Here is a 23,741-nt window from a genome sequence, read left to right on the forward strand (position 1 = left end):
GCCAGTATACTCAGCGCGCCGGACCGCCTGCTCTGGGCGACACGGGGGATCGCCCAGAGCAGGCACCGTCCGAGGCCGGAACCGAGACCGTGAGCGTCACGAGTGCCGCGCCCAGCAGCCAGCCCGCCAGGACGTCCGAGAACCAGTGGACGCCGAGGTAGATCCGGGTGAAGCCGACCCCGAGGACCGAGACCGCGGCGAGGGCGACGAGCAGCGCCAGGGTCGGGCGGGGCCGCGTGAGCGGGCGGGAGACCGGTCGGGACACCGGTTGGGAGAACGGCCGCGCCGGCCCGCGTGCGAACAGCCATACGAGCAGCCCGCAGACCGTCGTCGCCGTCAGGGCGTGCCCCGACGGATAGGCGGCGTAGTCCGCGGAGACGACCGGATCCGGCCAAACCGGCCGCTCCCTCCCCACCAGGAGCTTCAGCCCCTGACTCACCGCCGAGGCCGCGAGGGTGGCCAGCGCGATCAGCAGCGCGCACCGGCCCCTGCCCCGCCACCACAGCCACAGGCAGGCCGCGCCCGCCAGGGCCCGCATGGTCCACGGGTCCCAGACCCAGTCGCTGAGCACCCGCATCGCGTGGGTGACCCCGGGGTGGGAGACGGCGTACGCGTGCAGCCCCCGCGCGATCCGCCCGTCGAGGGACAGCAGCGGACCCCAGCGGGCGGCGACCAGCACCGTCAGCACGGCCGCCGCGGCGAGCAGCGCGCACAGCAGTGGGGTCCGCAGCCGTACGTGATCGCTCCGCATCCGCCGATCCTCGCACCCGGCGCCGCCGATGCTCCGCAAGGGCGGCGGTCCCGCGATCCCCGGCGGGCGGCCCTCAGGCGAGGGCGCCCAACCCCGGGCCGAACGCCACCAGCAGCGGGATCGCCGGCGCCAGTGTCGCCAGGGCCGTCAGTCGCATCCGGCGCACGGCCGACAGGCGGGGCGCGGCCGCCAGCAGCCGCCGGACCCGCTCGGGGACGTGCGCGTCCGGCGCGGGGGACGGGCCGAAGACCCCGCGGTCCTCGTTCAGGCCGATCAGGGCCAGGGCGGTGGTCAGGCGGCCGTACCGCCGCGAGGCCACGTCGTCGGCGGCCAGCTCCACCAGCCGGTGCATCTGCGCCTCGAACGCGGCGAAGACCGGGACCCGCGGGAATCCCCCGGACAGGGCTCGCGAGCAGTGCAGCAGCCAGTCGTGCCGGGCCGACGCGTGCCCCTGCTCGTGGGCCAGTACGGCATCCAGCTGACTGCCCTTGAGCCGGCCCAGGGCCGCCGTCGTGACCACCAGCCGGGGGGCCGGACCCGGGAGCCACCAGCTGTCGGGCCGCTGCCCCTCCAGGACCACGAGCCGCGCCCCGGAGGCCTGCTCGCCGGGCAGCAGAGGGGCCCGCAGCAGCAGTTCGGCGCCCTGCGCGCGGCGCCGGGCGCGGGCCCGCAGGATCTCCCGGGCCAGCATGGCGCCGGTCCACAGCCCGCCGCCGGCCAGTGCGAGGGCGGTGCCCGTGGCCCAGAGCCCGCCCCCGGCGCCCAGCCCGTAGGCGTCCACCACCCCGTGCGGAGCCGGGGCGAACAGCCCGCCCCGTACGGCCTGCCAGGCGGCGGCCGCGCTCAGCAGCATCGACAGCGCGAGGCACAGCAGGACGGCGCCCACCACGCACTGCCACGTCCACAGGGCCACGACGGGCTCGCGCTCGGGCCAGCGGGCCCGGGCCAGCAGGCGGGGTGCGAGCACCGCGGTCAGGGCGCCGAGCAGCAGGAGAACGGCGGGGACCATCATGGGCCTCAGCCTAGGAGCGTGCGGCTACCTGCGGGTATGGTCCGGGCCAAGGGTGATGGAGGACACGTTTGGCGGGCCCGCCCGCGGCCTCACATCGTGAGCAGCATCGCCAACATCCCGATTCCCATGGCCAGTCGGCAGGCGCGGATCACTTCCGCCGGTCCGGCGGGTGCTCCGGGTCCGCCCGTGCCGAGTGCGCCGCCCGCGCTCCGCGCGCCCCCGACCGTGACCAGCCGGGCGCCGCCCAGCACCACGTAGCCCGCGTAGTAGACGAGTAGCAGGCCGGTGAGCAGCGGCAGTCCGGCGCCGTGCCCGTGGGCGTGGCCGGAGGCCCCCGCGGCCGCGCCGGTGCCCGAGGCCAGCGCCATGTAGACCATGGTCAGCGAGCCCACCAGATGGTGCGCGTGGTGCGGTCCGCCGCGCAGCAGCCACAGCGCGTGCAGCGCCGCCCCGCAGAAGACCACGCCCAGCACGGGCGCCTGCCAGTCGCCGCCCAGCCGGAGCGGCACCGCCATCAGGGCCATGCCGAACCCCATCGCCGCCTCCCCGGCCGCCGGTCCGCCACCGGCTCTGCCCGCGCGCCGCAGACAGTACGCACCGCTCGCCGCGCAGAGCAGGACGAGGAGCCAGGCGGAGACGGCGGTGGAGACGGAGGTGGAGAGGGACGTGGCGGGACCGTGCACGGCGGAACCTCCCGGTTCGTCGGCTTCACGGGAAGAGATGCCCCCTTCACACGGCCATCACGCCGGGCGAGGTTAGGCTCTGTGGGATCACCGGAAGAAGCACGTCGCAGACCTCGCGCAGAACGGAGCCCTCGATGCCGAGCGCCGCCCCCCAGGCCTTGACCTACCGCAGTGCCGTGGAGGCGGACATCCCGGCGCTCGTGGAGCTCGTGGAATCGGCGTACCGGGGAGAGTCGAGCCGCGGGGGCTGGACCACCGAGGCGGACTTCCTGGACGGGCAGCGGACCGACGCCGAGGACGTGGCCCGGATCGTGGGGCACCCCGAGGGCATGCTCCTCGTCGTGGAGCGCGCCGGTGAGATCGTCTCCTGCTGCCACCTCGAACACCGGGGGGACCACGTCTACTTCGGCATGTTCGCGGTCCGGCCCGGACAGCAGGGCGGCGGACTGGGCAAGGCGGTCATGGCGGAGGCCGAGCGCCGCTCCCGCGAGCAGTGGGCGGCCAAGGAGATGCGGATGACCGTGATCAACGTACGGGAGGAGCTCATCGCCTTCTACGTGCGCCGTGGTTACGAGCGCACCGGCGAGATGAGCCCCTTCCCCTACGGGGACGAGCGGTTCGGCGTCCCGCTCCGCGACGACCTGGCCTTCGAGCTGCTGGTGAAGCCGCTGTAGCCGCGGGGGCGGGGTCCACGGACCGCCGTGCGCGGTCCTCAGGCGGTGAAGCGGCCCGTGGAGCGGATCTCCGGGAAGTCGGTGAGCACGCCGTCGAGTTCGAGGGCCCGCGCGAGGCGCAGCCGCTCCAGCGTGTTGACCGTCCATCCCGTGACGCGCAGTCCGGCCTCGTGCGCCGACTCCACGGTGTGCAGGGTGAGGTGGCCGATGTTGAGGGCCACCGCCTCCGCGCCCGCCAGGGCGGCCCGGGCGACGACCTCCCCGGCGTCGGCCGGGGTCTGGTTCGCGTAGAGCACGGTCCGTACGCCCGGAACCAGACGGGCCGCCTCCACGAGCACCTCGTCGCGGAAGGAGGCCACCTCCACCCGGCCGGTCAGATCGCGGCGCAGCAGCAGCTCGGCGAAGGTCCCGACGGCGCCGAGGTCGTGGACCTGGATCCGCAGCGGGGCGCGGACCGCGTCGACGACCTCGTCGAGGACCGGCACGTGTTCGCCGTCTCCGGCGTCCAGCTCGCGCAGTTCGGCCAGGGTCAGGTCGGCCACTGCGCCCGAACCGTCGGTGGTCCGGTCCACCTCGGCGTCGTGCAGGACGACGAGGGCGCCGTCCTTGCTGAGCCGTACGTCCAGCGCGACGACGTCCATGCCGGACCGTTCCGCGCGGACGAACGACCGCAAGGTGTTCTCCGGTTCGACACCCATGACCCCGCGGTGCCCGATGGTGAGGAAAGTCAAGGTTCTCTCGCTTCCGTCGACGGCGGCCCCGCGCGCGGTCGCGGTGTCCCGACCGGCCGCGCGCGATATGAGGACGCATGCTAGTGCGCCCCCCGTGCGATGAAACCGCCTTTGCGGGGCCTCCGCAACGCCGTCCGGCCGCTTCCCGACGGGCCCGCCGGGGGCTGGTGAGCCCCCGCCGCGGCCCGCGCGGTCACCCGGGCGTGGGCGCGTCCCCGCCGGCTTGACGTTCCTGCGCGTGCGGGCTCTCCAAGGTCTCCACGCCCTTCAGGACTTCCAAGCCTTCCATGCCCTTCAGGCCTTCCAGATCAGCGAGCAGCTCCCGCGTCAGCTCCAGTTCGGCCAGGTGCTGGCGCTCGCTCCAGCGCAGGGCGAGCACCGGGAAGGCCCAGTCCCGCTCGGTCGCCGCGTGCGCCATGGCCTCCCGTACGGAGGCCAACTCCTCGGTGGTGCGCTCCAGATGCTCCGTCACCATCGCACGCAGCCGCTCCGGCTCGGCCAGGTGACCGAGCCAGACCCGCAGCAGCAGCCCGTGCTTGAGCACCGGGGGGCCGGCCTCGGCGACGTCGGAGGCCCAGCCGGCCAGCGCCTCGCGCCCGGCGGGGGTGATGCCGTAGCGCCGCTTGGCCCGCGCCTCTTCGGGGCCGGAGCGCACGGAGGCCGCGTAGCCCAGTTCCTCCAGGCGGCGCAGCTCGGCGTAGATCTGGCTGATGGCCGGGGACCAGTAGAAGAAGCGCAGCGAGGAGTCCGCCCACTTCTTCAGTTCGTAGCCGGTCCGCTCGCCGGGGAAGGAGAGCAGGCCGAGAACGGCCCACGCGGTCGGTGGAAGCTCTTGCTTCTTCGCCTTCTGACTACTAGTCATATTTCGAATAGAAGTGAGACCCGGCACGGGACGCGACCCTGGAGGCATAAGTGAAGTTCTCCGTCATCTTCGAGGCACAGCTGGCCGACCCGACCGTGGAGCGCGAGCACCAGGTCATCCGTGACTGCGTGGAGCAGGCGGTACTCGCCGAACAGATGGGATTCGACCGGATCTGGGCCGTCGAGCACCACTCCCTGAAGTGGTACGCCCACATGTCCGCCCCGGAAATCTTTCTGAGCTTCGTCGCTGCCCGGACGAACACCATACGCATCGGCCACGGAGTCGTGTGCATGCCCTTCGCCTTCAACCACCCCGTCCGGGTCGCCGAGCGGGCCGCGATGCTCGACCTGCTGTCCGGCGGGCGGGTCGACCTCGGGGCCGGGCGGGGCGGGACCGTGCAGGAGACCTCGCTGTGCGGGGTGGACAGGGACCGCACCACGGCGGAGGTCGAGGAGGCACTGCGGATCATCGGGAAGGCCTGGCAGGAGGACGAGCTGGAGTACCACGGGGAGCTCATCGACATCGATCCGCACCCGATCCTGCCCCGGCCGAGCCAGCGGCCCCACCCGCCGCTCTTCCTGGCGTGCAGCCGCGCCGAGACCCTGGTGCAGGCCGCGGAGCTGGGCGTCGGGGCGCTCGTGATGGGATTCGCCGGGCCGGAGTCCATCGCGGGGATGCGCTCCGTCTACGACGCCGCGATCGCCGGCCGGGACGGCGGCCGCTTCGTCTCCACGGCGGTCAACGACCACTTCTCGGTGCTCTGCCCGACGATCGTGCTCGACGACCCCGAGGAGGCCCGCCGGATCGGGATCCGGGGACAGCGGTTCTTCGCGCAGTCCATCGGCCACTGGTACGGCGGGACGGGGGTGCCGGACGAGGCGGTGGTCGAGGGAGCCGACGAGGGGGCGCAGATGCGCAGGGCGGCCGAGCAGGTGGTCGCCCGGCTGCACGAGCAGGACATCCCGGTACGGCCCACCGCCACGGCCACCTTCAACGCGGACCACGCCTACGGGAGTGCGGACGAGGCGATCGCGTACGTGGAGCGGCTGCGGGAGGCGGGGGCCGACGAGATCATGTGCCTGATCCAGATGGGGACCGTGCCGCAGGAGGCCTGTCTGGAGACCCTGCGGCAGTGGGGCGAGAAGGTCATCCCCCACTTCGCGAACCAGCGGGCGTAGGGGGCTGCCGCCGTGACGGATGTGACCGCCGCCCGGGGCGACCGGCTCGATCCCTCCGCCCGTCCCTACGCCGACGCGCTGGCCTCCCTCTTCCCCGACCTCGGGGGGCGCGTCACCGACGCAGACGAGGCCCGCCGGATCCTCGCCGCCGTGCCCGCCACGGCCCGGCCGGCCGTCGTGGGGGCCGTGGAGGACCGGGAGGTCCCCGGGCCGGCCGGGGCGCCGCCGGTCCCCGTACGCGTCTACTACCCCGACCCGGAGCGGTGGCCGGGCCCCCGGCCGACCGTGGTGTTCTGCCACGGCGGCGGCTGGGTCCTGGGTGACCTCGACCGCTACGACGCCACCGCACGGGCGCTCTGCCGGGCCTCCGGCGCCGTCCTGGTCTCCGTGGACTACCGGCGGGCGCCCGAGGCCCGCTTCCCCGCCGCCGTCCACGACGCGTACGCCGCCCTGTGCTGGGCGGGCGCGCACATCGAGGAACTCGGCGGGGACCGGGCCGCCCTGGTGGTGGCCGGGGACAGCGCCGGCGGGAACCTCGCCGCAGCCTCCTCGCTGCTGGCCCGTGAGCGCGGGGGCCCCGCCGTCGCGCTCCAGGTGCTGATCTACCCGTGCCTGGACGCCGCCCAGGACGCCGGGTCCTACCGGAGCAACGCGGAGGGGTACTTCCTGACCTCGGCGCACCTGCGCTGGTTCTGGGAGCAGTACCTGGGCCCCGGCGGCGACGGCGGCCATCCGCTGGCCTCCCCGCTCGTCGCCGACCCGAGGGGGCTGCCGCCCGCGTACGTGGTGGTCGCCGGCTGCGATCCGCTGCGGGACGAGGGGGAGGCCTACCACCACCGGCTGCTCGGCGCCGGGGTCCGTTCGGCCCTTGACTCCCACCCCGGAATGTTCCACGGGTTCCTCGCACTGGCCGGAGTGCTCCCCGAGGCGGGCCAGGCCTTGGCGCGGCTGGGCGAAGTCATCGACTCCACGCATAAGAACGGGAAGACTTCCGGTGAAACCGGGGGTGACGCAGGATAATTTCCCGGATCTCCTCTTGAGAAGGAGAGCCTCACCCGCTTACGCTGTGCCGACGTGAGGTTCTCCTGTGGAGGAAGTGACATGACGGAAACTCTTGTGCCGGGCATCGGCGGTGCCGTGACGACCGCTGGTGTACGGGTGGTCGACCACCCGGCATGGCCCGAGCTCAAGGCCGCCGTGGAGGAGATCCGGCCCTGGCAGTCGGCCGACGGCTCCATCGACTTCGAGCGCGAGGGGTCGCACATCCGCGCAGCCGCCCCGGCCGCGGTCGAGCGCGTGATCGAGGGCATCGAGGCGCTGTCGCCGCTGCTCCCGCACGGCGCCGCGTACCACCGCGCCCTCATCGGCGACCTGCGCAAGTGGGCCGACGGCGGCTTCGGCGTACCGGACTTCCTCGACTCCCTGCTGGCCTTCGCCCCGGCCGCCGAGCGCGCCGACGGGCTCCAGCACCTCGTGGTCTTCCCGATGTACACGCAGAACGGCAACCCGGACCGCAACCTCGAAGCCGTCGTGCTGAAGATGGTGTGGCCCGAATGGCTCTCCGAGCTGGAGCGCACCCGGTACGACAACCCGCTCTTCCTCGGCATCACCTTCGAGGACTTCACCCCGGGCTACGACACGCACTCCGCCGTGCTCTTCCCGGAGACCATCGCGGTGCGCGAGGCCCCCGAGCGCTTCACCTGGGGCGGCATCTTCTGCGACCGCGAGGCCGCCCGCTACCGCAAGGTCACCGAGGCCGCCGTCGACATCCTGGGCATCGAGCTGCCCGAGGACATCGCCCGGATGGTCGAGGACCAGGAGCGCTGCGAGAAGGCCTTCGTCCTGTGGGACATGGTCCACGACCGCACCCACAGCCACGGCGACCTGCCGTTCGACCCCTTCATGATCAAGCAGCGCCAGCCGTTCTGGATGTACGGCCTGGAAGAGCTGCGCTGCGACCTCACCGCCTTCAAGGAGGCCGTGAAGCTGGAGTCCGAGGGCAACGAGCACGGCCGTGACGTGCAGTACGCCGTCCTGTTCGACCGGATGTTCCGCTTCCCGGTGTCCGGCGACCGCAACCGCAACTACGACGGCCTCGGCGGCCAGCTCCTCTTCGCGTACCTCCACAAGCACGACGTCGTGCGCTGGACGGACAACAAGCTGAAGATCGACTGGATGCGCGCCCCGCAGGTCACCAACCAGCTGTGCGCCGAGATCGAGGACCTCTACCGGGCCGGCATCGACCGCCCGAAGCTCGTCCACTGGTTCAAGGCGTACGAGCTGGTCGCGGAGTACCTCGCCCCCCACCCGGGATCCAAGTGGGCCAAGGGCCCCGACGCCCTGGACCTGACGCAGCCGCCCCGCAAGCTCGTGGACGACGTGCTTCCGGACGAGTTTCCGCTGAGCATGTTCTATGAGGCCCTGGCCAAGAAGCTCAAGGGCGTGATCGCCTCGACCAAGGGCATCACGGCAGGGAACGCCGCGGACCGCGAGACCGCCGCGCGGGTCGCCGCGTGAGCACTCGCCCACAGGAGGCTGCACAGATGAACGGCTCCGGTAACGGGAACGGGAAGCTCCACGGGGCGGTAGTGGCGGTGGCGGGGGCCGGCGGGCCCGCCGGCCGCGCCACCCTGCTCCGCCTCGCCGAGGCGGGCGCCATCGTCGTCGCCTCCGACGCCGACGCGGCCCGGCTCGCCGAGGCCGTGGACGCCGCGCGCTACGCCCACGGCGGTGCCACGATCACCGGCGACACCGTCGACCTGCTCGACCTGGACGCCACCAAGGCCTGGGCCGAGCAGACCGAGAAGGAATTCGGCCGCATCGACGGCCTGGTCCACCTCGTCGGCGGCTGGCGCGGCAGCACCACCTTCACGGACGCGGACCTCGCGGACTGGGCCTTTCTGGAGAAGCTCCTCATCCGCACCGTCCAGACCACTTCCCTCGCCTTCCACGACGGGCTGCTGCGCAGCGACCGCGGCCGCTACGTCCTGGTCAGCCAGTCCGGTGCGCACAAGCCGGTCGCCAACAACGCCGCGTACAACGCGGGCAAGGCGGCGGCCGAGGCCTGGACCCTCGCGATGGCGGATTCCTTCCGCAAGGCGGGTGGCGAGGACGGTCCGGGCGCCGCGGCTGCGATCCTGGTGATCAAGGCATTGGTGCACGACGCGATGCGCGCGGAGCGTCCCACTGCGAAGTTCGCGGGCTTCACCGACGTCAAGGAGCTGGCCGAGGCCATCGCCGGCGTCTGGGAGCGGCCCGCCACCGATGTGAACGGACAGCGCCTGTGGCTCACCCCCCAACCGTGAAGACCGGTGCCGTGAAGACCGCGATACGCAAGTCGGCGGCCAAGACCGACGCCCGCCGCCACCACGACCCGGCGGTGCGCGGCTTCGCGAGCGACAACTACGCCGGGATCCACCCGGAGATCCTTGCGGCCATCGCGCTCGCCAACGGGGGCCATCAGGTCTCCTACGGCGACGACGAGTACACGGAGAACCTCCAGCAGGTCTTCCGCGGCCACTTCGGCCCGCACGCCGAGGCCTACCCGGTCTTCAACGGCACCGGCGCCAACGTGACCGCCCTGCAGGCGCTCACCGACCGCTGGGGTGCGGTGATCTGCGCCGAGTCGGCGCACATCAACGTCGACGAGGGCGGTGCGCCCGAGCGGATGGCGGGCCTCAAGCTGCTCACCGTCCCCACGCCGGACGGCAAGCTCACCCCCGAGCTCATCGACCGGCAGGCCTGGGGCTGGGAGGACGAGCACCGGGCGATGCCGCAGGTCGTGTCGATCACCCAGAACACCGAGCTCGGCACGGTCTACACCGTGGACGAGGTCCGTGCCATCTGCGAGCACGCGCACGCCAAGGGGATGAAGGTCCACCTCGACGGTGCCCGGATCGCCAACGCCGCGGCTTCGCTCGACGTGCCGATGCGCAGCTTCACGAACGCGGTCGGCGTGGACGTGCTGTCCTACGGCGGCACCAAGAACGGGATGATGGCCGGCGAGGCCGTCGTCGTGCTGAACCCGGACTCGGTCCGGCAGATGAAGCACATCCGCAAGATGTCGATGCAGCTTGCCTCCAAGATGCGCTTCGTGTCGGTGCAGCTCGAAGCGCTCCTCACGAAGGACCTGTGGCTGCGCAACGCCCGCCACGCCAACGCGATGGCGCAGCGGCTGGCGGCCGGGGTGCGCGAGACCGACGGGGTGGAGATCCTCTACCCGGTGCAGGCGAACGCGGTGTTCGCGCGGCTCCCGCACGAGGTCACGCGCCGCCTCCAGGAGCGTTACCGCTTCTACTTCTGGGACGAGATCGCGGGCGACGTCCGGTGGATGTGCAGCTACGACACCCAGGAAGAGGACGTGGACGGCTTCCTCCAGGCCCTCAAGGAAGAGCTCGCACGGTAGTGGCATAAATTCATAGGCATGCAGTCGAATGCATGGGTATGCTCCTGGATCATGGAACTGATCCAGGAGCATTCCGACGTTGCCGCCTATCTGGCGGCCGATGAAGCGGTCGACCACGGCCATCCACTGGTCGAAGAGACCGCCGACGCGCTGTGGACGGCCACGGGCGACGCATATTCATACGCCAAGGCGGCCTTCGAGTTCGTCCGTGACACCATCCCGCACTCCGCCGACTCCGGGGACGACCGCGTCTCCTGGCGAGCCTCCGACGTCCTGGAGACGCGCAACGGGATCTGCTACGCCAAGTCCCACGCGCTGACCGCCCTGCTGCGCAACCGGGGAATCCCGGCCGGCCTCTGCTACCAGCTCCTCGGCGACGGCGACGGATCGAACCTCGCCCTCCACGGCCTCGTCGCGCTGCGCCTGCCCGGCGGCGAGGGCTGGGCCCGGGTGGACCCGCGGGGCAACAAGCCCGGTGTGGATGCCCAGTTCACCCTCGACCGCGAACAACTGGCCTTCCCGGTCCGTCCTGAACTCGGCGAGATCGACTACCCGGGGGTGTACGCGGCACCCCGCCCGGCCCCGCTCAACGCGCTCCAGGAGTCCGCGGACCGGACGCAGTTGTGGCGGAACCTGCCGACGGCGCTGTAGCCGCCGGGGCGGCGGCGCCGTCCGTCTTCCGTAGGCGGCCGCGCGCCGTCACCACGGTGTGCAGCAGGGCGGCGGCCAGTTGCAGGACCGCGATCGCGAGCACCAGGATCCAGGGCGGTACGTCGGCGGCGAGCCCCACGAGGGCGGCGCCCGTGGACGCGGCCGTCACCTTCAGTCCGGCGCCGAGCGTGAACACCTGGGTCCGCGTCCCGTCGGGCGCGAACTCCGAGCGGATCCGCAGGGTGGCCGTCAGCAGCGGCCCGTCGCACACCCCGGCCGCGGCGAACGCCACGGCCGCGAGCGGGAGGGACGGGGTGAACGCGGCCACCGTCAGTGCCACCCCGGTCGCCGCCATGGCCCAGCAGGCGAGCCGGCCCGAGGGCACGGTCGTGATCCTGCCCAGCGTCAGGGAGCCGGTCAGGGCGCCCAAGGCGAAGGCGGTCATCAGTACGCCGCCGCCACCCGGGCTGCCGAGCGAGGTGGCCAGGAGGACCGAGGTGACGGTGAGCGCCCCGAGGCCGAGGAAGGCCAGGGTCGTGGCCGAGGTGATGGCCCGCAGCTGCCGGATCCGCCACAGGGCGGCCAGCCCGGCGCCCATCCCGACCCGGGGTGCGCCGGGGCCGGGGTCCGGGCTTCCGTGCGGGCTCCCGTACGGAAGGGTCGCCGCCAGCGCCGCCGCCAGCGCGCCCGACGCGGCCAGGAGCGCCATCGCGGGCCCGGCCGAGCCGAAGGCCGCGACGAGGCTCACGGCCGCCGGGGCGGTCACCGCCGCGCCGTTGTAGGTCGAGGCGTCCCAGCCGTACGCCCGGTCGCGCGCGGGGCCGGCCGGAACCAGTCCCGCCACCAGGCTCGACAGCCCGCCCGTCACCATCGGCCCGCAGGAGCCGCCGAGCACCGCCACCGCGAGCACCACCGGGGTCGGAGCCCGCCCGAGCAGCAACGCCAGGGCCGCCACGGCCGCGGTGAATCCCGCCAGAGCGCCCACGTGGAAGAGGCGGGGCCGGCGCGACCTGGCCGCGGCGGCGCCCGCGAGCGGAGCCGCGAGCACGTGCGGGGCCAGCCAAGCCGTCAGTACGAACGCGCCGTGTGCGGCGCTCCCGGTGCGCTGGAGGGCGAGCAGCACGACGGCCATGCCCATGCCCTCGGAGGCGAAGCGCGCCGCCAGTGCGGCGGCCAAGTACCGTCCGAGCCCCGGCATCCCGGCCCCTTTCGCCGGATGACGTGGCAGAGGGGTGTGAGGCTACGCCATACCGGTGTAGGGCGAAAGGATCGCGATTTTCGGGCAATAGGAAACTTTCCTGTCTGACATCGTTGTCAGCCTGGCATGCGCATGCGTATCTTCGGCCGCACGGATCCCCCCACGGACCCTCCTCAGGAGCACTCACCTCCGATCTCCGACCTCCGACCGGAAGGCGCTTCATGCGTTACGGAGTCCCCGCCGGGCTGCTCGCAGCGGCCCTCGGCCTGGTCGCGGCGCTGACCCTCGCCCCCACCTCCGCCGCCGTCACCCCCCACACCCCCGTCACCCCCGCCGCCCCCACGGCCTTCGCCCACCCCGGAGTCCTGAACAGCCGCGCCCAGCTGGACTTCGTACGCACCAAGGTGCAGGCCGGGCAGCAGCCCTGGAAGGCGGCGTTCGACGCCATGCTCGCGAGCCGGTACGGCTCGCTGTCGCGGACGCCCAAGCCGCGCGAGATCGTCGAATGCGGCTCCTACTCCAACCCCAACCTCGGCTGTACCGACGAGCGGGAGGACGCCATAGCCGCGTACACCGACGCGCTCGCCTGGTACGTCACCGGCGACGCCCGGTACGCGAAGAAGTCGATCGAGCTGATGGACGCGTGGTCCGCCCGGATCAAGGACCACACCAACAGCAACGCCCCCCTGCAGAGCGGCTGGGCGGGCTCCACCTGGCCGCGCGCCGCCGAGATCGTCAAGCACACCTACACCGGCGGCTGGCCGAACCAGGGGCGCTTCGCCACGATGCTGCGCGAGGTCTACCTGCCCGAGGTGATCGGCGGGAAGCCGAACAGCAACGGCAACTGGGAACTGATCATGATGGACGCCGCCGTCGGCATCTCCGTCCACCTCGACGACCGCGCGAGCTACGACAAGGCGATGGCGATCTACCTCGGCCGGGTGCCCGCCTACTTCTACCTGGCCTCCGACGGGCCGCAGCCGAAGTACCCGCCGCGCTCCACCATCGACACCAGGAGCGAGCTGATCGGCTACTGGCACGGCCAGAGCACCTTCGTCGACGGTCTGGCGCAGGAGACCTGCCGGGACTTCGGCCACACCGGCATGGGCATCGCGGCGACCATGCACGTGGCCGAGACCTCGCGCATCCAAGGGCGCGACCTGTACCCGGAGTTCAAGGACCGGTTCCGGCACGCGCTGGGCTTCCACGCCACGTACGAACTGGGTGGGGCCGTGCCCTCCTGGCTGTGCGGCGGGAGCCTGGCCAAGGGCCTGGGCCCGGCGACCGAGGTCGGCTACAACGCCCTGCACACCCGGCTCGGCGTCACGATGGAGAACACCCGCAGGCTCACCGAGGGCCGCCGCCCGGCGGGAACCGAGAACCACTTCGAGGCGTGGGAGACGCTGACCCACGCCCAGAACCCGAACTGACCGAACCCCTGACGACGGACTGCGGCCCCGCCCGATGGGCGGGGCCGCAGTCCGTCGTCAGGGGCAGGCCTCAGCCGGCTTCCTTGACCTGCTCCGGGGTCGGCGCGGTGCCGCCGAGGTGGGCCGGCAGCCACCAGGAGTCCTCGGCGCCCTTGGGCTTGGCCGGGTAGGCGGCCTGGGCGGCGTCCAGCAGCTCCTGCACCCGTCCGCGCAGCCGGCGGGTGATGGCCCCGGCGTACTGGTCGGCGGGAGCCTCCAGCGGCTCGCCCACCCGCATCGTCACGGGGATGTGGCTGCGCTTGAGGTCCTTGGGGCGGCCCTTGGTCCACATCCGCTGCGTGCCCCACAGCGCCACCGGGATCAGCGGGACGCCGGCTTCCTGGGCCATGCGCGCCGCACCGGACTTGAAGCTCTTGAGCGTGAAGGACTGGGAGATCGTCGCTTCCGGGAACACGCCGATGATCTCGCCCGAGCGCAGGGAGTCGAGCGCGTGCTGGTAGGCCGTCTCGCCCTGGGCGCGGTCCACCGGGATGTGCTTCATCGCGCGCATCAGCGGACCGGACACCTTGTGCCGGAAGACCGATTCCTTCGCCATGAAGCGGACGAGCCGCTTCTGCGGGCGCGCGGTCAGCCCGGCGAAGATGAAGTCGAGGTAGCCGATGTGGTTCGACACCAGAACCGCCCCGCCCTTGCGCGGGATGTTCTCGGTGCCCTTCATGTCGATGCGGACGTCGAGCGCACGGAAGAGGGTGTGTGCGGCGCCGATTACCGGGGGGTAGACGAACTCAGCCATGTGGGGAGGCCCCGCTTTCTGCCTGGAGGTGCTCCCGGCCGGAAGTTACGGCAGCGTAGGTACGCGGCCATGGGGATCGTGCCCCATACGAGAGCCGCAGGCCAGCCCAGACGCCCGTGCCCGGCGAGATTCTCGTCACGCCGGGAATGCGGCGTGCCCGCGGGGCGCTTCGATCAGCGTATGAACGTACCGGGATGATGGACGGGTGCCCGTACGGGCAGGCGACGGCGGAGACGGGGGCGCGGGTGCGCGCAGGCGAGCGGGTCGAGGGTGTGGGCGAAGGCCGGCTGGGCATCGCCGAACTGGGCGCCGAGCCGGGGGAGCGGGCCACGCTCGTGCAGTTCTCCAGTGCCTTCTGCCAGCCCTGCCGGGCCACCCGGCGGATCCTGGACGAGGTCGCGGCCTTGGTCGGGGGCGTCCGGCACATCGAGATCGACGCCGAGAAGAACCTGGACCTCGTACGGGCCCTCGGCATCGAGAAGACCCCGACGGTACTGGTCCTGGACGCGGAGGGCCGGATCGTGCGGCGGGCCGCCGGAATGCCGCGCAAGGCCGACGTGATCGCCGCCCTGGGCGCCGCCGTATGAGCCGGGCGCGGACCCGGCGGGCGCGGGGCGCGGCCCCCGGCCGGCGCGGGAGCCGGGCGTCCGGTGAGCCGGTACGCACGTCCGCACGCAGCGTGACGCGCCCTACATCTGCCCGTTGAGGCTTGACTGTGTACACGAGAGATCGCCAGGCTTGCGATATGCGGTATGAACTCCTGCTTTACGGACGGGACACCTCCTGATGACGGCTCCGACGGCTCCGTCCCCACGGGTGGGCGCAGGCCTGCCCGGCTCGCCCGCGCTGTTGCGCTCGGTGTTCCGCCGGCACGCCGCGGGCGTCGCCGTGATCACCGCCGAGAGCGGCGGCCGGCCGGTGGGTTTCACCGCGACCTCCCTCAACTCCGTCTCGGCGGACCCCCCGCTCCTGTCGTTCACCATCGGCACCGGGTCCTCCAGCTGGCCGGCGATACGGGACTCGGAGTACCTCGGGGTCCACATACTCGGCGAGCACCAGGAGGAGCTGGCGGGCCTGTTCGCCCGCAACGGGGCCGACCGCTTCGGACCTGCCACCGACTGGGCGCCCGGCCCGCACGGGGTTCCGGTCCTGGGCGGCGGCGTGCTGGCCTGGCTGGTGTGCCGGGTCGTGGCGCGGGTTCCGGCCGGTGAGCACCGGGTGATCATCGCGGAGGCGGTCGCCGGGGACCCGGCGGGAGACCCTGCGGGGGACCCGGCCGGGGAGGGCAGGCCGCTGCTGTACCACCAGGGGCGCTTCAACGCGTTGAGGGACTGAATCGTCCCTGCTGGGGCCGGTTCCACCGGCGTTGGCCAGATCACAGTTCACCGGCCTTGCAACCTGGCGGAACCCGCTGTGTACTGACGAGTAACATTCCTGAACGGGGCGCGGGCCGCCCCGGCGGGAACGGCCCGAGATGGCGCCTATGCTGCCTGAACAAGGCGGTACCAGAAATGTCGATGCGGTAGGAGAGCCGGCGTGAGCCTGAGGATCGTTGTCTGTGTGAAGTACGTGCCCGACGCCACTGGCGACCGGCAGTTCACCGAAGACCTGACCGTCAACCGTGACGACGTCGACGGCCTGCTGTCGGAGCTCGACGAGTACGCCGTCGAGCAGGCGCTGCAGATCGCCGACGAGGCCGACGACGCGGAGATCACCGTCCTGACGGTGGGCCCCGAGGACGCGAAGGACGCGCTGCGCAAGGCGCTGTCGATGGGTGCCGACAAGGCCATCCACGTCGAGGACGACGACCTGCACGGCAGCGACGTCATGGCCACCTCGCTGGTGCTCGCCAAGGCGATCGAGAAGGCCGGTTACGACCTGGTCATCACCGGCATGGCGTCGACCGACGGCACCATGGGTGTTCTCCCGGCGATCCTGGCCGAGCGCCTGGGCGTCCCGCAGGTCACCCTGCTCTCCGAGGTCAAGGTCGAGGACGGCGTCGTCACCGGCCGCCGCGACGGCGACTCGGCGAGCGAGCAGCTGGAGGCCTCCCTCCCGGCGCTCGTCTCGGTGACGGACCAGTCGGGCGAGGCCCGCTACCCGTCCTTCAAGGGCATCATGGCCGCCAAGAAGAAGCCGGTGGAGTCCTGGGACCTGGAGGAGCTGGAGATCGAGTCCGACGAGGTCGGCCTCGAAGGCTCCTGGACCGCGGTCGACTCCGCGACCCAGCGTCCGGCCCGCACCGCCGGCACGATCGTCAAGGACGAGGGCGAGGGCGGCAAGTCGCTGGCCGAGTTCCTGGCCGGCCAGAAGTTCATCTAAGAGCTTCGGCCCCTTCTCAAACGCCCCCTGACTACTTCGCATTCGCAGGAGCATCCCCAATGGCTGAAGTCCTCGTCTACGTCGACCACGTCGACGGCGCCGTCCGCAAGCCCACCCTCGAACTGCTGACGCTGGCCCGCCGCATCGGCGAGCCCGTCGCCGTCGCCCTCGGCGCCGGTGCCGAGGCCACCGCCGCCGTGCTCGCCGAGCACGGCGCCGTCAAGGTCCTCACCGCCGACGCCCCGGAGTTCTCCGACTACCTCGTCGTACCGAAGGTGGACGCGCTCCAGGCCGCGTACGCCGCCGTGTCCCCGGCGGCCGTACTGTTCCCCTCCTCCGCGGAGAACAAGGAGATCGGCGCCCGCCTGGCCGTCCGCATCGGCTCCGGCATCATCACCGACGCCACCGACCTGGAGGCGGGTGACGAGGGTCCGGTCGCGACGCAGGCCGCGTTCGCCGCGTCCTTCAGCGTCAAGTCCCGCGTCTCCAAGGGCACCCCGGTCATCACCGTGAAGCCGAACTCGGCCCCGGTCGAGGCCGCCCCGGCCGCCGGCGCCGTCGAGGCGCTCGCCGTCACCTTCGGCGCCCTGGCCACCGGCACCAAGGTCACCTCCCGCACCCCGCGCGAGTCGACCGGCCGCCCCGAGCTGACCGAGGCCGCGATCGTGGTCTCCGGCGGCCGCGGCGTCAACGGCGCCGAGAACTTCCACATCATCGAGGCCCTCGCGGACTCCCTCGGTGCGGCCGTCGGCGCCTCGCGCGCCGCCGTGGACGCCGGCTGGTACCCGCACTCCAACCAGGTCGGCCAGACCGGCAAGTCGGTCTCCCCGCAGCTGTACATCGCCTCCGGCATCTCGGGCGCGATCCAGCACCGCGCCGGCATGCAGACGTCCAAGACGATCGTCGCGATCAACAAGGACGCCGAGGCCCCGATCTTCGACCTCGTCGACTACGGCGTGGTCGGCGACCTCTTCGCGGTCGTCCCCCAGCTGACCGACGAGATCAAGGCGCGCAAGGGCTAAAACCCTGTCGCAGGCGTTGACCTGCGAGTAAGTGGTCTCCGGGGCCGTGTGGTGTTTCTCACCGCACGGCCCCGAGTCGTTTGTCCCAGGCGGCGGAGGGACCATTGACTGAGCGGAACCCCGTGACTAAATTCTGTAATGCGGATCTAAGATTCCGTGAAGCGGAAAAGAGGAGAGTGCACGATGGGTCAGCAGGAGAAGGTGGCGACGAGCCTCGCAGGCGCGGTCAGCGAGGGCATCAGCGCTTCCCTCAAGCCGGTGGACGCGGAACTCGCGCGCCACTACCCGGGCGACCCCGGCACCCGTCAGCCGATCCACACGGTCTACGTGCCCGGTGACGTCTTCGCCGCGGACACCATCCGGACCTGGGGCGACCAGGCCCTCGCGGCCCTCGACGAGCACGCCCCGGACGCCGCCACCTTCGCCAAGGTACTCGGCATCTCCGACGAGCTGGCCGTACCGGTCTACGACCGCGTCCGCGCCAAGCTCGCCTCCGAGCCCATCGAGGACCTCCGCGTCGACTTCGAGGACGGCTTCGGTGTCCGCTCCGACGAGGAGGAGGACCAGGCCGCGGCCCGCGCCGCCCGCCTCGTCGCCGAAGCCTTCTCCAACGGCACGAACGCCCCGTACATGGGCATCCGGATGAAGTGCATGGAGTCCAACGTCCGCGACCGCGGCATCCGGACCACCGACATCTTCCTGTCGGGCCTGCTCGCGCACGGCGGCCTGCCCGAGGGTCTGGTCCTGACCCTGCCCAAGGTCACCTACCCCGAGCAGGTCACCGCCTTCGTGCAGCTGCTGGAGGCCTTCGAGACCGCCCGCGGCCTGCGCCCCGGCAGGATCGGCTTCGAGATCCAGATCGAGACCAGTCAGTCCATCCTGGCCTCCGACGGCACCGCCGCGGTCGCCCGGATGATCGAGGCCTCCAAGGGCCGCGCCACCGGCCTGCACTACGGCACCTTCGACTACAGCGCCTGCGTCGGCGTCTCCGCCGCGTACCAGTCGAGCGACCACCCCGCCGCCGACCACGCCAAGGCGATCATGCAGGTCGCGGCCGCCGGCACCGGCGTGCGCGTCTCCGACGGCTCGACCAACGTCCTGCCGATCGGCACCACCGAGCACGTCCACGAGGCCTGGAAGCTGCACTACGGCCTCACCCGCCGCGCCCTGGCCCGCGCGTACTACCAGGGCTGGGACATGCACCCGGCGCACCTGCCGACCCGCTACGCGGCCGTGTTCGTCTTCTACCGCGAGGGCCTGGAGACGGCCGCCGCGCGCCTGAAGGCGTACGTCGCCAAGATCGAGGGCGACGTCATGGACGAGCCCGCCACCGCGAAGGCGCTGGCCGGCTACCTGGTCCGCGGCCTGGACTGCGGCGCCGTCGGCGCCGACGAGGTCACCGCCCTGACCGGCCTGACCCGCGCGGAACTCGACGCCTTCGCCATCCCGCGCCGCTCGGCGACGCTGACGGCCACCGCCTGAGGCGTTCGGCAGTGACGACGTGGCCCGGCCGGGCGGATCCCGGCCGGGCCACACTGCGTCCTGTCGTCAGGTGGTGCGTCAGAGCCACGGCGGCGAGAGCGGCCACGAGCACGCACACGCCCTGCCAGCCGGCCCGGCCGTAGACGCGCACACCGAGCCAGGACCCGGCACTCCCGCCCAGGTAGGCGCAGGTCATGTAGGCGGTGTTGAGGCGGCTCCGCGCGTCGGCCCGCACGGCGAAGACCCGCGCCTGATTCGCGATCATGCCGGCCTGCATCGCGATGTCCAGCACCAGCGTGCCCACCGTCAGGGCGACCAGACCCGGCACGCCGCCCCGGACTCCCGCCGCGAGGACCGCCGCCGATACGAGGACCGCGAGCAGGCAGACGAGGTTCACCGGATCGGGGCCCCACCGGTCCACCATGCGCCCGGCGAGCGGAGTGCAGAACATGGTGGCCCCGCCGACCAGCGCGAGCAGCCCCACGGCCTGCGGCCCCAGACCGTACGCCGGACCCGTGAGGAGAAGCGCCGCACAGGTCCAGACGGCCGAGAACCCACCGAAGACGGCTCCCTGGTAGAGGCAGGAGCGGCGCAGCCGCGATTCGCTGCGCAGCAGGCGCAGGGAGTCGGCGAGCAGCGCCCCGTACGGCCGCCGGGCGGGCGGCGGCGTGCGCGGTACCGACACGGCCAGGACGGCCGCGAGCAGCAGGAGGAGAACGGCTGCCACCAGATAGGGGGCCCGCCATCCCAGCCATTCGCCGAGCGTCGCACCGAAGGTGCGGGCCAGCAGCATCCCGCCGATCGACCCGGCCAGCAGGGTGCCCAGCACCGCCCCTCGGCGGTCCGCGCCCACCAGCCCGGCCGCCAGCGGGACGATGATCTGCGCGGCCACCGTGGTGATCCCGGTGAACATCCCGGCGGCGGCGAGGAACCCGAGGCTCGGGGCGCAGCCCGCGGCGAGCAGACCCAGTCCGGTGAGGGCGAGCAGGGTGACCAGGAGCGGGCGGTGGGGGAACCGGTCGCCGAGCGGCACCAGAAGGAAGAGCCCGGCCGTGTAGCCGACCTGGGTGGCGGTCACCACCAGGGACGCCGCATCGGGGGAGGTGCCCAGCCCGGCGGCGATCAACGGGCTGATCGCCTGCGGGAAGTAGAGGGTGCCCACCGCGACCGCACAGACCGACGCCAGGGTCAGTACCGTCCTGCGGCTCATCTCGGCCTGCCGGCCCGCCGTTCGTGTCATGGAGGGAAGTCCACGGCACCCGCGGTGCACCGCAAATTGATGTAGCGTATTGCTTAATGATCAGCTTCGAGCTCGGTGTCGAAGACCTCGCCGACACCCGCTTCGCCCTCTCGCCGCTCGGCGAGACCGTGCTGAGCCTGCGGGTGCTGCGCGAGCCGGGCCTGTCGGCGGTGCACCTCCCGTGGCGCAGGAGCGTGCTCGGCCGGCTCGGTGCGCTCGACACGGCTCTGCTGATGTCCCTGGTCGCCCAAAGGCGCACGCTGCCCGACTTCCTGACCCCGCGGCCCGCGAGCTTCGCCCCGGACTTCGAGGCGGAACTCGCCGCCGTCCGGGCCACCTCCCCCGACACGGTCCGCCGCGACCTGTTGGCCGCGCACGCCCCGGACCCGCTCCCCGACCCGCTGAGCGCGGCGGATCGCGCCGATGACGCAGCGGTCGAGGTACTCCGCGACGACATCTGCGACCTGCTCCGCAGCTACTGGGAGGCGGCCGTCCGGCCGGCGTGGCCGCGGATGCGACTGTTGCTGGAAGCCGACATGACCTACCGCGCACGGCAGTTGGCCGTGGGAGGCGCGCGCCGGCTGTTCGCCGACATGCACCCGAACCTGCGCTGGAACGACGGCGTCCTGCACATCGGCGCGATGATCAACAGCCACCGCGTCGCCGCGTCCGGGCGTGGACTGCTCCTCCTGCCGTCCGTCTTCGTCCACAAGCCGGCGCCCCCGGTCAGCCCCGAGGAGCCGCCCACGCTGGCGTACCCGAGCCGGGGGGTGGCGACCCTGTGGACCCCGCCGCCCACCGCGGACGAACCCGCGCTCGTGGCGCTCATCGGCGCTCCCCGTGCCCGGCTGCTCGGCCTGCTCGACGAGCCGCTGGCAACGGGCGAGATCGCCCGCCGCTTCCGGGTCACTCCGAGCGCCGTTTCCCAGCACCTGCGGGTGCTGCACGCCGCGGGCCTGCTGAGCAGGGCGCGCGACGGACGACAGGTCCTCTACCGGCGCAGCCCGCTCGGCGACGAGTTGGCCGGAGACGCCCGGGCGGCCGGGAACCCGGAGCCGTGAGGGTCAGTCGGCCGGCGGGAGCTCGCCCGAGCCGCGGGGGATCAGGCGGGTGGGGAGTTCGATGCGGGACGGGGGGAGGTCGGCGCCCGCCAGGCGCTGGAAGAGGCGGTCCGTGGCCACGCGGCCCAGGGCCGCGGCGTCCTGGGCGATGACCGTGATGCCGGGGTTCAGCAGGTCGGCCAGTTCGAAGTCGTCGAAGCCGACCAGGGCCACCGGGCGGGGCAGGGACGCGAGGACGCGTACGGCCGTGACCGTCACGCGGTTGTTGCCCGCGAAGAGGGCCGTGACCGGCTCCGGCCCGGACAACATCGCCCGGGCGGCGGCCGAGACCCGCTCCGGGGCCGTCGTGCCGAGCGAGACCCAGGCCCCGTCGACCGGCAGGCCGGCGTCCGCCATGGCCGCGCGGTAGCCCCGCAGTCGCTCGGTCGCCGTGTGGATGTGCGGCTGGTCGCCGATGAAGCCGATCCGGCGGTGGCCGCCCGCGATCAGGTGCGCCACCCCGTTCACGGCGCCCCCGAAGCTGTCGGACAGCACCACGTCCGCGTCGATCCGGCCCGCCGGGCGGTCCACGAACACCGTGGCCACCCCGGCCCGGATCTCCGGCTCCAGATAGCGGTGGTCGTTCCCGGCCGGGATCACCACGAGCCCGTCCACCCGGCGGGCGCACAGCGCGAGCGCCAACTCCCGCTCGCGCTCGGGGTCCTCGTCGCTGGAGCCGTTGATGAGCAGGGCGCCGTGGGCGCGGGCCACCTCTTCCACGGCCCGGTTGAGCGGCCCGTAGAAGGGGTCGGAGAGGTCCTCCAGGACCAAGCCGACGGTGGCGGTACGGCCCTTGCGCAGGACGCGCGCGCTGTCGTTGCGGCGGAAACCGAGCGCGTCGATGGCCTCCTGGACCCGCTTCTCGGTGTCCGGGGTGACCCCCGGCTCCCCGTTGACCACGCGTGACACCGTTTTGAGGCCCACGCCGGCCCGGGCCGCCACGTCCTTCATGGTCGGCCGGTTGCCGTAGCGCGGCTCGGACGGGCGGCGGGTGTGGGGCACGGTGTCGGACCTCCGGAGGGGCGGGCGCTGTGACGGTGCGGGCCCGACGCTGCGGACAGGCCCCTGACCTTGAGGATAAGCACTCGGAGGGGCACCGGGGTTTCCGTGGCAGGGTGGTGCGGGCAAGCCACTGGGGGCATCGGGAGAGGGGCAGACGTGATTGTCTGGATCAACGGCACCTTCGGCGCCGGGAAGAGCAGCACAGCGCGCGAGCTGACCGGCCTGCTGCCGGAGAGCACCTTGTTCGACCCGGAGTTCATCGGTGACGCGCTGCGCGTGCTGCTGCCGCGCAAACGCCTCGCGGAGGTGTCCGACTACCAGGACCTGCCGAGCTGGCGGCGGCTCGTCGTGGACACGGCGGCGGCGATGCTGGCGGAGCTGGGCGGGGTGCTGGTGGTCCCGATGACGCTGCTGCGGCAGGAGTACCGCGACGAGATCTTCGGCGGGCTCGCGGCGCGTCGGATCGCGGTGCGGCACGTGCTGCTCGCCCCGGAGGAAACGATCCTCCGGGAGCGGATCGCGACCCGGGAGGAGCCCGGGTCGGCGGCGGACGCGGACCTGCGGGTGCGGCAGTGGGCCTACGACCACATTCCGGCCTACCAGCACGCGCTGGGCTGGCTCGCGGCCGACGCGCACGTCATCGACAACGGGCCCCTGACCGTACGGGAGACGGCCGAGCGGATCGCCGAGGCCGTACGCACCGGCACGGCCCGGGTCTGCGACATCGTGCAGACCCCGCAGCCGACGCGCGAGACGGTCGCGGCCGGGGTGCTGCTCTTCGACGACGCGGACCGGGTGCTCCTGGTCGACCCGACGTACAAGCCGGGGTGGGAGTTCCCCGGCGGGGTCGTCGAGGCCGGGGAGGCCCCGGCGTGCGCGGGGGTACGGGAGGTCGAGGAGGAACTCGGGCTCGTACTGGAGCGCCTCCCCGAGCTCCTGGTCGTGGACTGGGAGCCGCCTGGGCCGCCGGCGGGCTACGGCGGCCTGCGGCTGCTGTTCGACGGGGGTCGGCTGTCGGCGGCGCAGACCGGGCGGCTGCGGCTGCCCGGACCGGAGCTGCGGGCCTGGCGGTTCGTGACGGAGGAGGAAGCGGCGGACCTGCTGCCGCGGGTGCGGTACGAGAGGCTCCGGTGGGCCCTGCGGGCCCGCGAACGGGGCCGGGCGGCGTACCTGGAGGCGGGACGGGCGGTTCCGTAGCCGGGGGC

The 23,741-nt window shown here is 72.6% G+C and carries 24 protein-coding genes; 15 read left to right on the plus strand and 9 right to left on the minus strand.

Features of this window, described 5'->3' with window-relative positions; genetic code table 11:
* Window positions 1-10: 10 nt before the first annotated feature.
* The 3 genes from OG276_RS33565 to OG276_RS33575 form a co-directional block, all read right to left on the minus strand.
* Window positions 11-751, minus strand: coding sequence for a phosphatase PAP2 family protein (locus OG276_RS33565; protein ID WP_266911174.1), 741 nt, complete (start codon window positions 749-751; stop codon window positions 11-13).
* Window positions 752-824: 73 nt separating this feature from the next.
* Complete coding sequence (locus OG276_RS33570) at window positions 825-1,763, minus strand: M56 family metallopeptidase (RefSeq protein ID WP_266911176.1); 939 nt, start codon at window positions 1,761-1,763, stop codon at window positions 825-827.
* An 89-nt stretch (window positions 1,764-1,852) separates the two neighbouring features.
* Window positions 1,853-2,446: a DUF5134 domain-containing protein gene (locus OG276_RS33575; RefSeq protein ID WP_266911178.1), complete on the minus strand. Its 594-nt coding sequence runs from the start codon at window positions 2,444-2,446 to the stop codon at window positions 1,853-1,855.
* 134 nt (window positions 2,447-2,580) lie between these two features.
* Here OG276_RS33575 and OG276_RS33580 point away from each other — a divergent pair, with 134 nt between their 5' ends.
* On the plus strand, window positions 2,581-3,120 hold the full coding sequence (locus tag OG276_RS33580; protein ID WP_266911180.1) for a GNAT family N-acetyltransferase: 540 nt from the start codon (window positions 2,581-2,583) through the stop codon (window positions 3,118-3,120).
* Window positions 3,121-3,158: 38 nt separating this feature from the next.
* Here OG276_RS33580 and OG276_RS33585 read toward each other — a convergent pair whose 3' ends face one another.
* Window positions 3,159-3,851, minus strand: coding sequence for a glycerophosphodiester phosphodiesterase family protein (locus tag OG276_RS33585; RefSeq protein ID WP_266911182.1), 693 nt, complete (start codon window positions 3,849-3,851; stop codon window positions 3,159-3,161).
* Window positions 3,852-4,044: 193 nt separating this feature from the next.
* A complete protein-coding gene (locus OG276_RS33590) occupies window positions 4,045-4,713 on the minus strand; it encodes a PadR family transcriptional regulator (RefSeq protein WP_266911184.1) in 669 nt (222 codons plus the stop codon).
* A gap of 50 nt (window positions 4,714-4,763) precedes the next feature.
* On the opposite strand from OG276_RS33590, the gene OG276_RS33595 reads away from it, so the two are divergent.
* The 6 genes from OG276_RS33595 (at window position 4,764) to OG276_RS33620 (ending at window position 10,947) form a co-directional block, all read left to right on the plus strand.
* On the plus strand, window positions 4,764-5,891 hold the full coding sequence (locus tag OG276_RS33595; protein ID WP_266911186.1) for an LLM class flavin-dependent oxidoreductase: 1,128 nt from the start codon (window positions 4,764-4,766) through the stop codon (window positions 5,889-5,891).
* Window positions 5,892-5,903: 12 nt separating this feature from the next.
* Window positions 5,904-6,911, plus strand: a complete 1,008-nt coding sequence (locus tag OG276_RS33600) for an alpha/beta hydrolase (protein ID WP_266911188.1) — start codon at window positions 5,904-5,906, stop codon at window positions 6,909-6,911.
* Between the two features lie 81 nt (window positions 6,912-6,992).
* The gene (locus OG276_RS33605; RefSeq protein ID WP_266911190.1) at window positions 6,993-8,408 is read left to right on the plus strand and encodes a DUF6421 family protein; all 1,416 of its coding nucleotides are present in this window, start codon (window positions 6,993-6,995) and stop codon (window positions 8,406-8,408) included.
* A gap of 26 nt (window positions 8,409-8,434) precedes the next feature.
* Window positions 8,435-9,196 carry an SDR family oxidoreductase gene (locus OG276_RS33610; protein WP_266911192.1) on the plus strand — a complete coding sequence of 254 codons (762 nt, stop codon included), beginning with the start codon at window positions 8,435-8,437 and terminating at the stop codon, window positions 9,194-9,196.
* A complete protein-coding gene (locus OG276_RS33615; protein ID WP_266911194.1) occupies window positions 9,193-10,296 on the plus strand; it encodes a low specificity L-threonine aldolase in 1,104 nt (367 codons plus the stop codon). Before OG276_RS33610 ends, OG276_RS33615 begins: the two co-directional genes overlap by 4 nt.
* Before the next feature lie 51 nt (window positions 10,297-10,347).
* Window positions 10,348-10,947, plus strand: coding sequence for a transglutaminase family protein (locus tag OG276_RS33620; RefSeq protein ID WP_266911196.1), 600 nt, complete (start codon window positions 10,348-10,350; stop codon window positions 10,945-10,947).
* Here the strand turns inward: OG276_RS33620 and OG276_RS33625 are convergent.
* Entirely contained in the window at window positions 10,883-12,145 is a 1,263-nt protein-coding gene (locus tag OG276_RS33625) for an MFS transporter (RefSeq protein ID WP_266911198.1), read from the minus strand. The two genes, OG276_RS33620 and OG276_RS33625, sit on opposite strands and share 65 nt — an antisense overlap.
* A gap of 221 nt (window positions 12,146-12,366) precedes the next feature.
* Here OG276_RS33625 and OG276_RS33630 point away from each other — a divergent pair, with 221 nt between their 5' ends.
* Window positions 12,367-13,575 carry an alginate lyase family protein gene (locus OG276_RS33630; protein WP_266911200.1) on the plus strand — a complete coding sequence of 403 codons (1,209 nt, stop codon included), beginning with the start codon at window positions 12,367-12,369 and terminating at the stop codon, window positions 13,573-13,575.
* A 70-nt stretch (window positions 13,576-13,645) separates the two neighbouring features.
* On the opposite strand, the gene OG276_RS33635 is transcribed toward OG276_RS33630, so the two are convergent.
* Entirely contained in the window at window positions 13,646-14,368 is a 723-nt protein-coding gene (locus tag OG276_RS33635) for a 1-acyl-sn-glycerol-3-phosphate acyltransferase (protein WP_266911202.1), read from the minus strand.
* 194 nt (window positions 14,369-14,562) lie between these two features.
* On the opposite strand from OG276_RS33635, the gene OG276_RS33640 reads away from it, so the two are divergent.
* From OG276_RS33640 to OG276_RS33660, 5 genes are all read left to right on the plus strand, one after another.
* Window positions 14,563-14,955: a thioredoxin family protein gene (locus OG276_RS33640; RefSeq protein WP_266911204.1), complete on the plus strand. Its 393-nt coding sequence runs from the start codon at window positions 14,563-14,565 to the stop codon at window positions 14,953-14,955.
* A 199-nt stretch (window positions 14,956-15,154) separates the two neighbouring features.
* Window positions 15,155-15,703 carry a flavin reductase family protein gene (locus OG276_RS33645; RefSeq protein WP_266911206.1) on the plus strand — a complete coding sequence of 183 codons (549 nt, stop codon included), beginning with the start codon at window positions 15,155-15,157 and terminating at the stop codon, window positions 15,701-15,703.
* A gap of 201 nt (window positions 15,704-15,904) precedes the next feature.
* Window positions 15,905-16,690 carry an electron transfer flavoprotein subunit beta/FixA family protein gene (locus tag OG276_RS33650; protein WP_250738898.1) on the plus strand — a complete coding sequence of 262 codons (786 nt, stop codon included), beginning with the start codon at window positions 15,905-15,907 and terminating at the stop codon, window positions 16,688-16,690.
* A gap of 59 nt (window positions 16,691-16,749) precedes the next feature.
* On the plus strand, window positions 16,750-17,712 hold the full coding sequence (locus OG276_RS33655) for an electron transfer flavoprotein subunit alpha/FixB family protein (protein ID WP_266911209.1): 963 nt from the start codon (window positions 16,750-16,752) through the stop codon (window positions 17,710-17,712).
* A gap of 183 nt (window positions 17,713-17,895) precedes the next feature.
* Window positions 17,896-19,194 (plus strand): aldolase/citrate lyase family protein, encoded by a 1,299-nt coding sequence (locus tag OG276_RS33660; protein WP_250738901.1) that lies wholly within the window; start codon window positions 17,896-17,898, stop codon window positions 19,192-19,194.
* On the opposite strand, the gene OG276_RS33665 is transcribed toward OG276_RS33660, so the two are convergent.
* Window positions 19,109-20,404 carry an MFS transporter gene (locus OG276_RS33665; RefSeq protein WP_266913342.1) on the minus strand — a complete coding sequence of 432 codons (1,296 nt, stop codon included), beginning with the start codon at window positions 20,402-20,404 and terminating at the stop codon, window positions 19,109-19,111. The genes OG276_RS33660 and OG276_RS33665 overlap by 86 nt on opposite strands.
* Window positions 20,405-20,490: 86 nt before the next feature.
* On the opposite strand from OG276_RS33665, the gene OG276_RS33670 reads away from it, so the two are divergent.
* Window positions 20,491-21,495 carry a helix-turn-helix transcriptional regulator gene (locus tag OG276_RS33670; protein WP_266911211.1) on the plus strand — a complete coding sequence of 335 codons (1,005 nt, stop codon included), beginning with the start codon at window positions 20,491-20,493 and terminating at the stop codon, window positions 21,493-21,495.
* A gap of 3 nt (window positions 21,496-21,498) precedes the next feature.
* On the opposite strand, the gene OG276_RS33675 is transcribed toward OG276_RS33670, so the two are convergent.
* A complete protein-coding gene (locus OG276_RS33675; protein ID WP_266913344.1) occupies window positions 21,499-22,485 on the minus strand; it encodes a LacI family DNA-binding transcriptional regulator in 987 nt (328 codons plus the stop codon).
* Between the two features lie 207 nt (window positions 22,486-22,692).
* On the opposite strand from OG276_RS33675, the gene OG276_RS33680 reads away from it, so the two are divergent.
* Window positions 22,693-23,733, plus strand: coding sequence for an NUDIX domain-containing protein (locus OG276_RS33680; RefSeq protein WP_266911213.1), 1,041 nt, complete (start codon window positions 22,693-22,695; stop codon window positions 23,731-23,733).
* Window positions 23,734-23,741 lie beyond the last annotated feature (8 nt).

Source organism: Streptomyces sp. NBC_00086, assembly GCF_026343255.1.
In the GTDB taxonomy this organism is placed as follows: Bacteria; Actinomycetota; Actinomycetes; order Streptomycetales; family Streptomycetaceae; genus Streptomyces.